This is a genomic window from Nocardioides sp. JQ2195, assembly GCF_012272695.1.
Classification (GTDB): domain Bacteria; phylum Actinomycetota; class Actinomycetes; order Propionibacteriales; family Nocardioidaceae; genus Nocardioides.
This window is the reverse complement of record NZ_CP050902.1, coordinates 238,585-254,571: the sequence shown is the minus strand read 5'-3', so window position 1 is coordinate 254,571 and position 15,987 is coordinate 238,585. Positions and strand designations below refer to the sequence as shown.

Here is a 15,987-nt window from a genome sequence, read left to right as displayed (position 1 = left end):
CCATGAGCCAGGTCCCCGCAGCGACGCGCACCCTACAGGTGCTGCGCTTCCTGGCCGCCCAGCCGGGACCGGTGCCACTCGACCGGATCATGGTCGCACTCGACCTGCCGCGCAGCACCGCCTACCACCTCATCAACACGATGATCGACGAAGGCTTCGTGACGCACCTGGCCGACGAGAAGCGCTACGGACTGGGTGTGGCGGCCTTCGAGGTGGGCAGCGGCTACACCCGACAGGCGCCACTGCAACGCATCTCGCGTCGACTGCTGGCCGAGCTCGTCGACCGCACCGGCCAGAGCGCGCACCTCGCCGTCCTGCACGGACGGGACGTGCTCTACGTGATCGAGGAGCGGGCACCCGGGCGTCCCCCGCTGGTCACCGACGTCGGCGTACGCCTGCCCGCCCATCTCACCGCCAGCGGCCGCGCCATCCTGGCTGCCCTCCCCGCCGCCCAGGTCCGCGCGGCCTACCCGGACCGGGCGTCGTTCGTCGACCGGCACGGAGCTGGGCCCACCGGGCCACGTGAGTTGAGCGCCCTCCTCTCCGACACCCGACAACGCGGGTTCGCCACCGAGGACGGCGAGGTCACGCCGGGTTTCGCGAGCGTCGCCGCAGCGGCGCTCGACCACAACGGCTACCCCGCCGCCGGAGTCGCGATCACCCATGCCAGCGACTCCCCCGAGCCCAGCCACGCCGACGCCGTACGCCGCACCGCGGCCGAGCTGACCCGACGCCTCGGTGGCCGAGCTCAGTAGTGCAGCGTCACCGTGACCCGACGGTTGCGGGCACGACCAGCTGGTGTGCCGTTGTCGGCGACCGGACGTCGTTCACCCAACGTCCTGGTCACGACCCGCACCCGGCTGGGCAGGCGCAACGCCTTGCAGACCGCCTTCGCGCGGCGCAGGCCGAGTGTCCTGTTGTAGGCCTCCGACCCCTGGCTGTCCGTGAAACCGGTGCACGTCACGGTCCTCACCCGACGTACCTTGTTCCCGACCGCCCGAAGGTAGGAGGCATCAATCACCCTCACCCGATCGGCGGAGATCGCAAACATCGGCGTGCGCACGAGCGTGAAGCGCCTGCTGACCACCTGGGTGCGATCGCGATCCCACAGCTTCCTGCTCCTCGTGGTCCGCACCGTCATCTGGCCCTTCATGACCTTGCCACCTGGCGTGGCGGCCACCGCTCGACCCACCGCATTGAGCCTGACCTTGACGCGCTTGCCCTTCGCGCTGCCGGCTCCGACCTTGGTCAGGTCCCCGCCGACCTTGGCGAACAACGTCACCTTGCAAGAACGGATCTTGGCGTGGCGAACGGCACAGGTCGCCGGCACCCGCGCGACGCGACCGGGGGCAACACTGACGAAGGAGGGGAGCCCCAGGGTCGCCTTCGGGTTGTCAGGCTTGGGCTCAGGTGGCACGACGGTGTCCAAGACCTCCGGGGTGTATGTCGACTCGGCCGTCTGGTTGTAGGCGTCGATCAACCGGTAGTCGACCGGAGTGGCCAGGCCGGTCTCCCCAGCATCAGGCACGAAGGAGATCGTGGACGTCGCGACATCGAGCACATAGGTGCCCTGACTCACAGTCACGGTCGTGGTCTCGACACCACCGATGTCGAGCAGCGTGACCGAGCCACCCGTCGGCGGGGTGATGACGACGGACTGCGTTCCCGTGCCCGATGATGTCAACGGCAGGGCGACCGGAGCCGCCGGTGGCAGGACCGTTGGCGTGTAGGTGCTGTCGTCCTGTTGGTTCCAAGCGTCGACGATGCGGTAGGTCACCGGAGTCGCGACACCGGCGTAGCCGAACAGCGGGGTGAAGGTGATGACCCCGGTCGTCCGATCCAGTTCATAGGTGCCCTGGCCGGGAACGGTCACGGTGTCGGTGAGGGTGGCGCCGTCAAGAAGGCGGACCTCCTGCTGCGATCCCACCGTCACCGTGGCCGACTGGGTCCCGATCGCCTCCGACGTCAGCGGTGTCGCAACCGGGGCCGCGGGCGCGTCGGCGATCGGGGCCACGGCAGCGCCCCCGGAGTATCCGAAGGCGTCGTAGTTCCCCCAGGCGTAGACCTGCACCCCGAACTGGTGCGGCGCGGACAGCGAGTGTTGCCCGATGCTGGCGCTGAGCTGCGCCACGGAGTAGTCGGTCCCCGCGACCCCCGTGAACTCGCTCGCGTCAACGGGCACTCCGTCGAGGGTGAGGGTGCCGATGTCGCGGGTCTGCACCAGGAGGTTGATCCAGGGCAGGGTTCCGGCGCCTGACGAGACGATGTCAGGTGTGGCCAGGGTGTACGACGTCAGGTGCTGCCCGAGCGGGGTGACCAGCATCATCAGCGGATCCCCCGAGGTGGCGTCATAGCTCGAACCATTGCCGAACTGGGCGACCAGGACGGGTTTGCTGGCCTCGATGATCACTGCTTCCCGGCCCGGCTCCGTCGCTGCTGCGGGTAGCACCATCTCGTGGAACTCACCGGCGTCCAGCGTGGCCACCTCGTTGCCGCCGACCTTGACCACTGTGCCGTCCTGGTCGGCCAGGACGCGATAGGTGTCACCCTTCGCGCGAGTCGCGAACCGGCCCGAGATGAACTCCGTGCCCCATGCTTGAGTCGGCGGCAGCTGCTGGAGGATCGGGTTGCACGCCGGGAATCCGGTCGGGACGTTGGCGCAGGAGTTGCCGCCGTAGACCGCGACCGGCGCCGTGGCGGTCACCTCGGTGCCGGTGACGTCCTGCTCCGACGCGCTCGAGCCGAGCTGATAGGTCTGCCCCTCGTCCAGGGTGATGGTGAAGGGTTCGCCAGCGGGTCGGGCACCGACTTGAGTCTTCGGGGTGATCGTCACCTCCGTGCCGTCCGTGGATCCGATGACGGTCATCCTGGTCTGCATGCCGGGGAGGGTCTGGGTCGCGTTGTAGCCCAGCACGCGGTACGACGTGCCAAGCGCATCGATCGGGTAGGCCTGGAAGCCGGTCGAGGCCGCGGGGTAGATCATCGCACCGAAGACCGAGATCGGCGAGGTGGACGTCACCCGGACGCCCACCGACTCCACACCGTCCTCACTGGTCACTCCCTGCCCCGCAGGGATCTCCACCTGCGAGATGGTCCCTGCGGAGGTGCTCACGGTCTCGATCGACGCGCCCGAGGCATCGGCCACGGTGACCGTGCCGTCATCGGTGGGCGAGAGATAGAGCCGGTAGGCGATCGGAAAGCCCTCAAGGTCGGGGAAGGCGACCCAGAAGTCGGTTCCAACGGTGTCGGGGATCTCCGGAAGAGGTGTGATCAATGAGGGATCACCTGGGTCCTGCGCCGGAGCCGCGGTGGCGGTGGCGGTGGCCCCCAGCAGTCCCGGGAACAGCGCGAGGAGAAGGACCAGACAGGTGGTTCGGGCAATCCAGGACATGACGTCGCGCTCTTTCCGCCAGAGAAGTGCTCCCGAGTGGGGCATCCCCAAATTAGGGGAAGCCCTGTGTCGCCCGCAGTTGTTTGCCAATACCCAACAAACCCCGTGAGTGTGACCTGTGGCACGATTCTCCGTTGAGCCCGCATGAGACCCACGTCGCAGGACCGCAGTGGACTTTTCCGTCTCGCGCTGGCGTGCGGAGTCGCGGTCGGACTCGTCGTCACCGCGATCACCGTTCCTTCCTACTCGTTCTCGCGGACCACGTCGGTCGCGGACAGCTATGGGGCGACCAGGCCCGTGCAGGCAGCGGACGGCCACTGGCACCGCCACGACCCGGCCCGCAAGAACGACCTCAGCCAGTCCGACGAGGTGTCCGGCAGCAGTGCAGCCACGGCCTCCACCCAGGATCCGACGACGTCGGCGGAGGCTCGCCGCAATGCGGCCTACGTCGCGGAGTCGCGCAACAGCCGGGACCCCGAGCTCAGGCGGGTCTCGTTGCGTTCCCCGCGCCGGACAGTGCCCGAGAACAGGTATGCCGTCGCCGGGGGTTGCTACACGGTCGCCGGCACCCCGATCCGCTTCCAGGCCACCGACCTGGGGGTGAACCTGCTCTACACGACGGGCCGCAGGTTCCTCAGTGCGACCAGGGCCGGGGCAGTGACCCCCGCCGACAAGCCGTCGGTCGCCGCGGAGTGGATCACCCGGCGCACCGACGAGGGCTTCACCTTCCGGCTCGCCGACGGTCGCTGGTTGACCGGCCGCGGCGCCGCCATGAGAACCGGCAGCGAGCCCACGGCGTACCCGCTGCACACCACCGGTGGCTGCCCGACCTACCCGGAGGTGCAGGTCAACGTCAGCGGAAGTCCCCACGCGGGGGTGAGTCCGTTCCAGGAGGTGCGCGGCTACATCGATGCGCACGTCCACGGGATGGCGTTCGAGTTCCTCGGTGGCAAGGTGCACTGCGGCAAGCCGTGGGACAAGTACGGCGCGCCGTACGCCCTCGTCGACTGTCCGGACCACGAGCTCACCAACGGCAACGGAGCACTGCTCGAGTCGGTGCTCTCCGGCGAGGCCTCGCACGACCCGACCGGCTGGCCGACCTTCAAGGACTGGCCGGCACCGAAGTCGCTGACCCACGAGGGCACCTACTACAAGTGGATGGAGCGGGCCTGGCGCGGCGGGCAACGCATCTTCGTCAACCTGCTCGTCGAGAACGGCAAGCTCTGCCAGATCTATCCGATGAAGAAGAACTCCTGCGACGACATGGAGTCGGCGAAGCTGCAGGCCAAGGACATGCGCGCGATGGAGCGCTACATCGACGCACGGTACGGCGGACCGGGCAAGGGGTGGTACCGCATCGTCACCAGTCCCGAGCAGGCGCGCCGCGTGATCAACCAGGGCAAGCTGGCCGTGGTGATGGGGATCGAGGTCAGCATTCCCTTCGGCTGCACCATGAAGCTCGACATCCCGCAGTGCGACCGAGGCGCCATCAAGCGACAGCTCACCGACCTCCATGACATGGGGGTCCGGCAGATGGAGCTGGTCAACAAGTTCGACAACGCCCTGTCGGGCGTGGCCGGCGACGAGGGCGCGGTCGGTGTCGCGGTCAACCTGGCCAACTTCCTCGAGACCGGGTCGTTCTGGAACATGAAGCACTGCGAGCCGGCCGACGGCGAGTCCGCGGACAGGACCCAGCTCGGGTTGCCCGACATCAGTGGTGGCCAGCAGGACGCGCTCTTCGGTGCCCTGGTCCAGGTCGCCGGGCTCGGCCTGCCCGCCCTTCCGCTCTACGGCACCCCGTTGCACTGCAACCAGCGCGGGCTCACCGACCTGGGCAGCTACGCGATCGACCAGCTGATGGCCAAGAAGATGCTGATCGACCCCGACCACATGAGCGTGAAGGGGCGCCAGGCCGCGCTGACCCGGCTCGAGCAGGCGAGCTACTCCGGAGTCGTGTCCAGCCACTCGTGGTCGACCCCCGACGCCTACCCGCGCATCTACGACCTCGGCGGCTTCGTCGCCCCGATGGCCGGAGACTCCACCGGCTTCCTCGAGAAGTGGCAACGCCACCTCGGATGGGCCGACAAGCGGTTCTACTTCGGCTTCGGCTACGGCGCCGACATCAACGGACTCGCCGAGCAGGGACTCCCGCGCGGTGCCGACGCGGCCGACAAGGTGACCTATCCGATCACCGGGATGAACGGTGTGCGGATCGGCCAGCAGCGCAGCGGCGAACGCGTCTACGACATCAACATCGACGGAGTCGCCCACTACGGTCTCTACCCCGACTGGATCGAGGACCTCCGCCGGATCGGCGGTGCCTCACAGGGCACGGCGATCGTCGAGGACCTCAGTCGCGGCCCCGAGGCCTACCTGCAGACCTGGGAACGGGCCCAGGGCATCGCGCCCGACTCGTGCCGCAACCCGGAGCTGCGTCGTACGCCGGCCGCGGTGCGACGGTTGGTGCAGCCGGGGATGACCACCACCGCGGTGATGCGGAAGGTCGGCCAGCCCTGGACGCGACTGGGGCGCACCTACGGCATCTGCGCGCGGACCGCGTCGAAGCAACGGGTCCCGATGACGATCACGTTCTCCCGGTCCGGCCGGGTGACGTCGGTGCGCTTGGTTACCGACAAGTAGGATCAGCCTCACAGCGTGGACCCCCTGACGGACGGGGGCGCGGAGCAATAGGCTCAGCCGTGCGCCTGAACTCCGGGTGCAGGAAAGCTTGACGAGGAGCAGTTCTTCCATGCAGATCTTCGCCATTGTGGTGTCGCTGGCCTTCACGGTCGTGGCCGTCGCGATGACCGTGAAAGCGGTCCGGTCGATGTTGGCCACCATCAAGATCGGCCAGCCGGCCCTCGGCCGCACCGACCAGCCGGGCCAGCGCACGCTGGTCATGCTGAAGGAGACGGTGCTGCACACGCGGATGCTGCAGTGGACCTGGGTCGGCATCCTCCACTGGTTCGCCTTCGCGGCCTTCATCGTGCTCTCCACGGCCGTGGCCCAGGCGTTCTTCCAGCTCTTCGACGCCGAGTTCGCCTGGCCGATCATCGGCCACTTCTTCGTCTACGAGTGGATCAGCGAGTTCATCGGGCTCCTCGGCGCCCTGGCGATCATCCCGCTGTTCATCTACCGCGTGATCAAGCGTCCCAGCGCCAACGGCCGCCAGAGCCGCTTCTTCGGCTCCACCATGTGGCAGGCCTACTTCGTCGAGGCGATGGTGTTCCTCGAGAGCTCCGCGATCATCTTCATCCGCGCCGCGGAGTACAAGCACGTCGACGACGCCGAGGCCTGGCACTTCCCGATCAGCCACCTGATCAGCGGGATGTACCCCGACTCGCACTCCGCGCTCGAGAACATCATCTTCTTCATCGCCATGGTCAAGATCGTCTCCGCGATGGCGTGGCTGATGGTGATCTCCTCCAACCTGACCATGGGTGTGGCCTGGCACCGTTTCACCGCCTGGTTCAACATCTGGTTCAAGCGCGAGTCCTCCGGCCGGACGGCGCTGGGCAACCTGAAGCCACTCACCTCGGGTGGGAAGGCGATCACGCTCGACGACATCGATGACCTCGACGAGGACTCCACCCTCGGCGTCGGCTCGATCCAGGACTTCTCATGGAAGGGCATCCTCGACTTCACCACCTGCACCGAGTGCGGTCGCTGCCAGTCGCAGTGTCCTGCGTGGAACACCGAGAAGCCGCTGTCGCCGAAGCTGCTGATGATGGGCCTGCGCGAGCACGCCTACGCCACCGCCGGCGCCCCGGCCGCCGACTCCGAGGGGCAGCCCGAGGCCGCGCAGCGCTCGCTGATCGGCAAGACCGACCACGACAGTGACGGCTCCGGCCCGGAGGTCACCGACTGGTTCTACAACCCCGAGGGTGGCGACTTCGTCATCGACGAGGACGTCCTCTGGAGCTGCACCTCGTGTGGCGCCTGCGTCCAGCAGTGCCCCGTCGACATTGAGCACGTCGACCACATCGTCGACATGCGTCGCTACCAGGTGCTCGTCGAGTCCAACTTCCCCGCCGAGCTGAACCAGCTGTTCAAGGGCCTCGAGAACAAGGGCAACCCGTGGAACATGTCGGCCTCGGCCCGCATGGACTGGGCCAAGGGCCTCGACTTCGAGGTCAAGGAGGTCGGCAAGGACCTTGACTCGCTCGAGTCGGTCGACTGGCTGTTCTGGGTCGGCTGCGCCGGCGCCTACGAGGACCGCGCCAAGAAGACCACGCGCGCCGTCGCCGAGCTGCTCGACATGGCCGGCGTCAGCTTCGGCGTGCTCGGCAACGGCGAGACGTGCACCGGTGACCCGGCCCGCCGCGCCGGCAACGAGTTCGTCTTCCAGGGGCTGGCCCAGCAGAACGTCGAGACGTTCAAGGAGTTCAAGGTCAAGAAGGTCGTCTCGACCTGCGCGCACTGCTTCAACACGCTCAAGAACGAGTACAAGGAGTTCGGCATCGAGCTGGAGGTCGTGCACCACACCCAGCTGCTGAACCGTCTCGTCCGCGAGGGCAAGCTCACCCCCGTTCGTGAAGGAGCAGGTGCGGCAAAACGGTCGATCACCTACCACGACCCCTGCTACCTCGGTCGCCACAACCAGGTCTACTCGCCGCCGCGCGAGCTGCTGCAGATCCTGCCGGGCGCCGAGGTCAAGGAGATGGAGCGCAACTCCGAGAAGTCCTTCTGCTGTGGCGCCGGTGGTGCCCGCATGTGGATGGAGGAGACCATCGGTGAGCGGATCAACATCAACCGCACCAAGGAGGCCGTCGGCACCGGTGCCGACCAGATCGCCGTCGGTTGCCCGTTCTGCCGGGTGATGCTGGCCGACGGACTGACCGCCGAGCAGGCCAACGGTGGTGCCCGCGAAGAGGTCGAGGTGCTCGACGTCGCGCAGATGCTGCTGGCCTCGGTCAAGGGCGAGGCCGCGACGCGTGCGCCCAAGCCGGCCGCCAGGAAGTCGGACGCCCCGGCCGCGAAGAAGGACGTCGCCACACAGGCCGCTCCCGCAGCCGGCGACGTCACCCAGACGGCCGACACGGTCACCGCCACCGAGGACGTGGGCCCGGCCGCCAAGGCTTCCGGCGGCTCGTCGCTCTTCGACACCCCGGCCGACTCGGCACCTGCCGAGAAGCCGGCCGTCTCGGGTGGGTCGCTCTTCGACACCCCGGCCGACTCGGCACCTGCCGAGAAGCCGGCCGCCTCGGGTGGGTCGCTCTTCGACGTCGAGCCTGACGCCCCCGCGGCGAAGCCGGCCGCCTCGGGTGGGTCGCTCTTCGATGTCGAGCCTGACGTCCCCGCGGCGAAGCCGGCCGCGGGTGGGTCCGCCCCGGCTGCCGAGGCCGCTCCGGCGGCGAAGGCGGAGCCGGCTGGCGACCTCGGTAGCAGCGGTTCGCTGTTCGACATCTCCGCGGACGAGCCTGCTGCTCCGGCGGCGAAGGCAGAACCCGCCGCGGAGCAGGCCGACGCGACGCCGGACGTAGCGCCCGATGCTGCGCCCGATGCTGCGCCTGCAGCCAAGGCCGAGCCCGCCCAGGACATCGACATGTCCGGCTCGCTGTTCGACATCCCGGCCACCGAGCCCGAGGCACCAGCGGCCAAGACCGCCCCGGTCGAGGAGGCCGTCACGGAGGCCGTCACCGAGGCACCTGCCGCGAAGACCGATGCCGCACCGGCCGAGCCGGCCAAGGTCGAGCCCGCCCAGGACATCGACATGTCCGGCTCGCTGTTCGACATCCCGGCCACCGAGCCCGAGGCACCAGCGGCCAAGACCGCCCCGGCCGAGGAGACTGCCGCGAAGGCCGATGCCGAGACCGATGGGGGCGCCGCCGCCCAGGCGCCGCTGTCCGGTGCGGAGCTCAGCCAGGCTGCGACGGACGCGTCGCCGGAGGCGGCCGAGTCCGACCCGGAGACGATCGTCGACGCCGAGCCCGAGCAGGCGGCCGACTCCGAGCCGGCCACGCCGAAGGCTGCGGAGAACACTCCGAAGCAGGCCGACATCAACGAGGCCGGTTCACTCTTCGACCTCTGATCGGACCCGCAGGCAAAAGAATGCGGAGGCTTCCTCTTCGATGAGGAAGCCTCCGCATTCTTCGATTTCTGCACCGGGACCACTGGTCACCGGAGACCATGGGCCGACGGGTCAGCCGATCGCGTCGACCATCTCCTGCAGGGCGGCCGCGACCTCCTGCGGGCTGGTGACCGTGGTCATGTTGCTCGAGGTGAACAGGACCCCCTCGGCGTAGTCGACCGCACACGCATACGACTCCATGCCGTCGAGGACCTTGGAGCAGTAGGCATCCCCCACCTCGGTGACGGGGTGGTCCGTGGCTTCGGCGTACGACTTCGCGTCAAGATCCTTCATGTACTGGTAGATCATCATGTCCGTGATCTCTGACCCCTTGTAGGTGGCCATGATGAAGGAGTCATCGGGTCCGACCACACCACCCTCGGGCGCCGACGAGGGATCGAGGGTGCGACCGTCCACCTCCTGGGGGAAGGTGAAGACCGCGTCACCGCCCACCGGAGCGCTGGTCACCGGGGCCGGGCTCGTCTCTGCAGAGGAAGCCGACTCCTCGGCGGACTCCTCGTCCGACGGGGACGCGGAGGCAGAGGCAGAGCTGGACGTGTCATCGTCCGCACTGTTCGTGTCGTCATCGTTGTTCGTGAAGACCAGGACCGCGGTGGTCACCCCGGCCAGCACCAGCACCACGACAGCTGCCAGCACGATCCACAACGTCTTCCTGCTGCCCCCGGGCTGGCCCGGCCCACCGGGTCCACCGGGGCCGACCGGTCCTCCGGGCCCGGGCCCCCACTGCTGGCCGTAGGCATCCTGGGGCGCCGGCTGCCCCCACGGCTGCTGCCCCCACTGCGGCTGGCCCCACTGCGGCTGGCCCTGCTGCGGCTGCTGACCCCACTGCGGCTGGCCGTAGGGCTGGGTGGGGTGGTTGTCCTGCGGTTGCTCGTAGGGGTTCTGGCCCCACTGATGGGGCGGCTGCTCCGACATGACCCGATCCTTCCACGATGGTGACGACGCGATGATCATCGCCTGCCGTCGTGGGCAGCGTCGCCCCACATCACCAATTGGTGACTGATTCGTTGTCCTTGATGCGCGATCAGAGGGGATCTCGCCGGCTCCGGAAGGCTCTGCATGGACACCCGCCGCTCCACCCCGCTCGTTGCCGCCCTTGCCGGGTTGGCCCTGGTCGTGGCGGGAGCGCTGTCTCCCGCAACGGCTGCCGGCTCACCCGTGACCGCCGTGCGGCCGAGCGACTCCGGCATCGTCACGTCGGCGCCGGTGAGTGCGGCCGACGGCACGTGGACGCCTCGCGGCGAGGACCATCCGCAGACGACAACCGTCAAGGACGTGGCGATCCCGATGTCCGACGGCGTCAGCTTGCGTGGCGACCTGATGCTCCCGGCCGACTCCGCCGGCAACGCGATCGACGAGAAGGTTCCGGTGGTCGTCACCATCACCGCCTACAACAAGACCCTCCAGACCTACGCCGGCGGACTGGCCGGCGGCGACGCCTCCTACTTGGTCAAGCGAGGCTACGCGCACCTGACGGTCGACGCCCGCGGAACCGGCAGCTCCGAGGGCGAGTGGCAGGCGTTCTCCGCCCGTGAGAACAAGGATGCCGGCGAGGTGATGACCTGGGCCCACGAGCAGGAGTGGTCCGACGGCAGCACGGCGATGACCGGGCCGTCGTACATGGGGATCAGCCAGATCTGGGCTGGCTCGGCCCAACCGCCGGGACTCAAGGCACTCTTCCCGCAGGTGCCCGGCGCCGACGTCTACCGCGACGTGGTGGCCTCCGGCGGACAGGTCGACGTGGGCTTCATCCCGCTGTGGCTGGGGCTCGTCACCAGCCTGGGGGTCGTGCCGCCGACGATCACTGCCGACGACCCGGCGGCCGGTCTGGGCACCCTGCTGTCCCACCTCGGCAGTCTGCTCACCTTCACCACCCCCCTCCTGCTGAACGCCGTGCTCGGCCAGGAGCCGGCCTACGACGGCGAGTTCTACCAGGAACGCAGCCCGATCAACGTGGTCGACCGGGTCGAGGTGCCGACGTTCTTCATCGCGGGCGAGTACGACCTCTTCCAGCGAGGCACCCCGCTGCTCTTCGAGAACCTGCAGCAACGTGGGGTCCCGACCAAGATGATCATCGGCCCCTGGGACCACCTGCAGGGCTCCTCCGGCGAGGACGTCGACCAGGCAGGCCACGGCGAGCTGGCCGAGCTGCAACTGCGCTGGTTCGACCACTACGTCAAGGGCATGGCCGACCCGACGCTCGACTCCGAGATCGCGCCGCTGACCTACTTCGAGCAGGGCTCCGGTGACTGGCGGACCAGCCAGGAGTGGATCGGACCGCAGCTGCAGGCGACCAGCTATCGCCTCTCCGGGTCCGCCACGACCGGGGTCAGGAACGGCTCCCTGACCACCGGCAAGGTCGCCGACGGGACGGCAGACGTGCTGCCGATTCCGGTGGCCGGCCTGTGCACCCGCTCGATGAACCAGTGGACGGCCGGTCTCCCCAGCTCCACCGGCCTGGCCAACCCCTGCCTGGAGAACAACGCGCTCAACGACCGGGCCGGTGTCGTGTTCGAGACCGCGCCAGTGACCGAGCCCGTCTCGATCCAGGGTCCGATCAACGCCCGCCTCCACGTCTCCAGCACCAGCGGTGACGGGATGCTGTCGGTGGCCGTGGAGGACGTCGCGCCCGACGGCACCGTGTCCCGACTGACCGGTGGCTGGCAGGTCATCTCGCTGCGCGAGCTCGACGAGTCCAGGTCCCGCCACCTCGATGGCAAGCTGATCCAGCCGTTCCACCCGTACACGTCGGAGTCCAAGCGGCCCCTGGAGCGCGGCGAGGTGGCCCCGGTCGACGTCGAGGTGTTCCCCACGGGCGCACAGATCCGCAAGGGCCACCGCCTCCGCCTCGCCGTCCAGGCCTTCGACGTCCCGCACCTGCTGCCGACACTCCCGGACGTCCTCGGAACGCTGACCGTCATCAGGATCCACAATTCCGCCCGGTACCCGTCGGAGCTGACCCTGCCCACCCTGGCCCACTGACACCACGGCGACGTCATGTGACGTCATACGACCCTTGACATGACATCACAGTGATGTCATCGTGGTGCACATGGACATCACACCGTACGTCGACAGCCTCCACCGGGACCTGGCGGCCGCGGCCGAGGCCGGCGGCGCCGACACGTTGGCGGCTGCCGAACGGCTCGCCATGGCCCTGGACCCGGCCGCACGGCTGGCCCTGATGGAAGCCATCTCCCACGCCGCCAACGAGATCACCGCCGAGATGCCGAGCGGCTCGGTCGACGTCCGCCTCGACGGACGCGAGCTCGCCTTCGTGGTCGACTCCCCGATGGCGGCCCCCGCCCCGCCTGCCCCTCCGCCCCCTCCCGCGCCCGAGGAGCCCGACGATGACGGGGTCCTGGCCCGCATCACGCTGCGGATCCCCGAGTCGGTCAAGGCGAAGGCCGAGGAGAAGGCCGCGCAGGCCGGGCACTCCCTCAACACCTGGTTGGTCAACGTGGTGCGCAACGCCACGACCAACGACCAGTCGATCAATGTCGACATCGACCTCTCGAGCCTGCCCTTCATGGGCGGCGGCGACCCGTTCGGTCGCGGCCCCGGCCGCGGCAAGCGCCGCATGACCGGCTGGGTCTGAGAACTCAGCAAACCCCATCCAACACCGACCACGGACCAGCGCAAGGCTGGCCCGGAGGACGAACACACCCTGGAGACGCCCCATGGACCACACCTTCGAGACCCCCCACCCCGTCGAGCTGTACGTCGAGCTCGGCCGCGGCAACCTCTCGGTCACCACCGGTGACACCACGCAGACCACGGTCACGCTGAGCGGCAAGGGAGCCGATGAGGTCGCTGTCGAGCAGAGCGGCAACAGCATCGCCGTGATCGCCCCTCGCGACCGGGCCGGCTTCTTCGGCAGCAACGAGCCCCGACTGGACGTGACCGTCACCATCCCGGACGGCTCCGAGGTCGTCACCAAGACCGGCTCGGCCGACCAGAGCCTCCACGGGCGCTACGCGCTGGCGCAGCTCAAGGCCGGCTCCGGCGACGTCCGGGTGGAGGAGGTGACCGGCCACCTGGCCGTCAACACCGGATCCGGCGACATCACCGTGCGCGCGTGCGGTGGCGACCTGCGGGTGAAGAGCGGATCCGGTGACGTGGAGGTCGTGCATGCCGCGAGCCACGCCGGTGTCTCGACCGGGAGCGGCAACATCAGCCTCGGCCACACGGAGGGCGCGGTGCTGGTGAAGTCCGGCTCCGGCGACCTCGGCATCCGCCTCGCCAGCGGTGACGTCACCGCTCAGACCGCCAGCGGCGACGTCACCGTGCAGGAGCTCCGGCGCGGCAACCTCACGTCCAAGAACGCCTCCGGCGACATCCGTGTCGGCATCCCCGCCGGGATCCCGGTGTGGACCGACGTCAACACCGTCACCGGCCGCATTGCCTCCGACCTCGCCGGCGCCGGCCAACCCACCGGCGACCAGGACCACATCGAGCTCCGGGCCACCACCGTCAGCGGAGACATCAACCTCAAGCAGCTGTGAGCCACACGCCCACGAAAGGCATCATCATGAGCATCGCCAACTTCGACTCAGGAGAACTCGCCCGCCAGGTGATCGAGGAGCGCATCGCCCGCGCCGCCGTGGACCGGCGTGCGAACAGCACGGTCCGCGTGCCACGTCCCGGACGCCGTCAGGCTCTGGCCCGCCAGGTCCGCCGCATCGCCGACGTCATCGACAACTGACCCGCCTCGATCAGGAACGCATGGCCACGCCGTGCCGCCAGTAGCCCATGAACGCCACCTGGTGCCGGTCGACCTCGAGCTCCTTGACCAGCACGCGACGCAAGGTGGTCACCACCTTCGACTCCCCGGCGATCCAGGCGTAGAGCCCGGCGAGGTCGTGGCCCACCACGACGGCGTCGTCGTCGAGCGCCTCACCCGAGGACGAGTAGGTCGGGGTCTCCCACAGGTCCGGGTCCACCGTCAGGTCGTCGACCAGGTCGAGGGTCGGGGCCAACCCGAAGTGCTCGCGCACCGCGACGATCTGCTTCTCACCGTGGGGCGCACCGTCACGCGGCAGCCAGACGACCTCGACCCCCTCCGGGTGCACCAGCTCCTGGACGTCGGCAGCAACCGGCACCTCGAGCACCGCCGTGCCGATCGCGGTGGACGGCAGGTCCTCGAGGATGGAGGCGATCGCCGGGACCGCGGTCTCGTCGCCGACCAGGAGCAGGTTGCGCGCCGTCCCCGGGTCGAACTCGATGCCGCCGAAGGGCACTCCACGGCGCGGCGCGAGGATGACCAACCGGTCCCCCACCTGGGCCTTCGCGGCCCAGGCAGAGCCCGGGCCGGTCGCCCCTTCTGCCAGGTGCAGCACGAAGTCCACCACCAGGCGGGTGTCGGCCCCCTCGCCACGCACGTCGCGCACCGTGTAGGTCCGCATGTGGCCACGTTCGTCGGCGGGAATGTCCATCCACGTGGCGAACCACGACTCGTCAGCGCCCTCGAAGGACGCCAACCGGCCGGCGTCGTTGGGAAGGACCACCTTGAGTCGCTGGTCGAAGAGGGAGCCGTCGACGCCGAAGTCGGCCAGGGCCGGGGAGGCGAGCTCGATCCGCACGAAGGTGGGGCTGATCAGCTCCACCGCGGTCACCTCGACCTCGGTCAGGATCAGGGGGAGTTCCTGGGTGGCAGTGCTCATCGCTTCATCCTTGGGTCGTGGCGTCCGATCGGGACCACCAGCGGGGTGTGGGAGACGGGGTCGGTGATGACGCGGCTCTCGAGGCCGAAGACGTCGCTGACGACCTCCTCGGACACCACGTCGTGCGGTGTGCCCTCGGCCGCCACCTTCCCGTCGCGCATCGCGACGAGGTGGTCGGCGTACCGGGCCGAGAGGTTGAGGTCGTGCAGCACCATCACGATGGTGGTGCCGCGGCTGCGGTTCAGGTCGGTGAGCAGGTCGAGCATCTCGACCTGGTGCGCGACGTCGAGATAGGTCGTGGGCTCGTCGAGCAGCAGCAGGTCGGTGCCCTGCGCCAGCGCCATCGCGATCCACACCCGCTGGCGCTGGCCCCCCGACAGCTCGTCGACGAACCGGTCGGCCAGGTGGGTGGTGTCGGTCAGGTGCAACGCCTCGGCCACCGCCAGGTCGTCGTCACGGCTCCAGCGACGGAAGGCACCTTGGTGGGGGTGACGGCCACGGCCGACGAGGTCGACCACGGTGATGCCCTCCGGTGTGATCGGGTTCTGCGGCAGCAAACCCATCACCTTGGCGACGGACTTCGTCGAGGTCCGGTGGATGGCGCGGCCGTCGAGCAGCACGGAACCGGTCGACGGCTTCAACAGGCGCACCATGCCACGCAGCAGCGTGGACTTGCCGCACCCGTTGGCTCCGACGATCACCGTGACCGCATGGTCCGGGACCCGCATGGAGAGCTCGGTGACGACGGGGCGATCGCCGTAGCCGAGACTGACCGAATCGGCCACCAGGCGGGCAGTCTCAGGCAGCCCGTCGTCTGCGAGATCGACCATGAGTCTCTCCTC

At 68.9% G+C, this 15,987-nt stretch carries 11 protein-coding genes; 7 read left to right on the top strand and 4 right to left on the bottom strand.

Features of this window, described 5'->3' with window-relative positions:
- Window positions 1–2: 2 nt before the first annotated feature.
- Window positions 3–755 carry an IclR family transcriptional regulator gene (locus tag ncot_RS01200; RefSeq protein ID WP_168615959.1) on the top strand — a complete coding sequence of 251 codons (753 nt, stop codon included), beginning with the start codon at window positions 3–5 and terminating at the stop codon, window positions 753–755.
- Here the strand turns inward: ncot_RS01200 and ncot_RS01195 are convergent.
- Window positions 749–3,391: an OmpA family protein gene (locus tag ncot_RS01195; RefSeq protein ID WP_168615958.1), complete on the bottom strand. Its 2,643-nt coding sequence runs from the start codon at window positions 3,389–3,391 to the stop codon at window positions 749–751. The two genes, ncot_RS01200 and ncot_RS01195, sit on opposite strands and share 7 nt — an antisense overlap.
- 144 nt (window positions 3,392–3,535) lie before the next feature.
- Between ncot_RS01195 and ncot_RS01190 the strand changes: the two genes are divergently transcribed.
- Both ncot_RS01190 and ncot_RS01185 read left to right on the top strand, forming a co-directional pair.
- Entirely contained in the window at window positions 3,536–6,031 is a 2,496-nt protein-coding gene (locus tag ncot_RS01190) for a peptidase (protein ID WP_168615957.1), read from the top strand.
- 109 nt (window positions 6,032–6,140) lie between these two features.
- On the top strand, window positions 6,141–9,422 hold the full coding sequence (locus ncot_RS01185; RefSeq protein ID WP_168615956.1) for a (Fe-S)-binding protein: 3,282 nt from the start codon (window positions 6,141–6,143) through the stop codon (window positions 9,420–9,422).
- Between the two features lie 111 nt (window positions 9,423–9,533).
- On the opposite strand, the gene ncot_RS01180 is transcribed toward ncot_RS01185, so the two are convergent.
- Complete coding sequence (locus tag ncot_RS01180; RefSeq protein ID WP_168615955.1) at window positions 9,534–10,397, bottom strand: hypothetical protein; 864 nt, start codon at window positions 10,395–10,397, stop codon at window positions 9,534–9,536.
- A 144-nt stretch (window positions 10,398–10,541) separates the two neighbouring features.
- Between ncot_RS01180 and ncot_RS01175 the strand changes: the two genes are divergently transcribed.
- The 4 genes from ncot_RS01175 (at window position 10,542) to ncot_RS01160 (ending at window position 14,187) form a co-directional block, all read left to right on the top strand.
- Window positions 10,542–12,464: a CocE/NonD family hydrolase gene (locus ncot_RS01175; RefSeq protein WP_168615954.1), complete on the top strand. Its 1,923-nt coding sequence runs from the start codon at window positions 10,542–10,544 to the stop codon at window positions 12,462–12,464.
- 70 nt (window positions 12,465–12,534) lie between these two features.
- Window positions 12,535–13,080 (top strand): toxin-antitoxin system HicB family antitoxin, encoded by a 546-nt coding sequence (locus ncot_RS01170; protein WP_168615953.1) that lies wholly within the window; start codon window positions 12,535–12,537, stop codon window positions 13,078–13,080.
- 82 nt (window positions 13,081–13,162) lie between these two features.
- Window positions 13,163–13,987, top strand: a complete 825-nt coding sequence (locus ncot_RS01165) for a DUF4097 family beta strand repeat-containing protein (RefSeq protein ID WP_168615952.1) — start codon at window positions 13,163–13,165, stop codon at window positions 13,985–13,987.
- A gap of 26 nt (window positions 13,988–14,013) precedes the next feature.
- The gene (locus ncot_RS01160; protein WP_168615951.1) at window positions 14,014–14,187 is read left to right on the top strand and encodes a hypothetical protein; all 174 of its coding nucleotides are present in this window, start codon (window positions 14,014–14,016) and stop codon (window positions 14,185–14,187) included.
- A 10-nt stretch (window positions 14,188–14,197) separates the two neighbouring features.
- Here the strand turns inward: ncot_RS01160 and ncot_RS01155 are convergent, their stop codons facing one another.
- A complete protein-coding gene (locus ncot_RS01155) occupies window positions 14,198–15,145 on the bottom strand; it encodes a siderophore-interacting protein (protein ID WP_168615950.1) in 948 nt (315 codons plus the stop codon).
- Window positions 15,142–15,975, bottom strand: a complete 834-nt coding sequence (locus ncot_RS01150) for an ABC transporter ATP-binding protein (RefSeq protein ID WP_168619102.1) — start codon at window positions 15,973–15,975, stop codon at window positions 15,142–15,144. Before ncot_RS01150 ends, ncot_RS01155 begins: the two co-directional genes overlap by 4 nt.
- Window positions 15,976–15,987 lie beyond the last annotated feature (12 nt).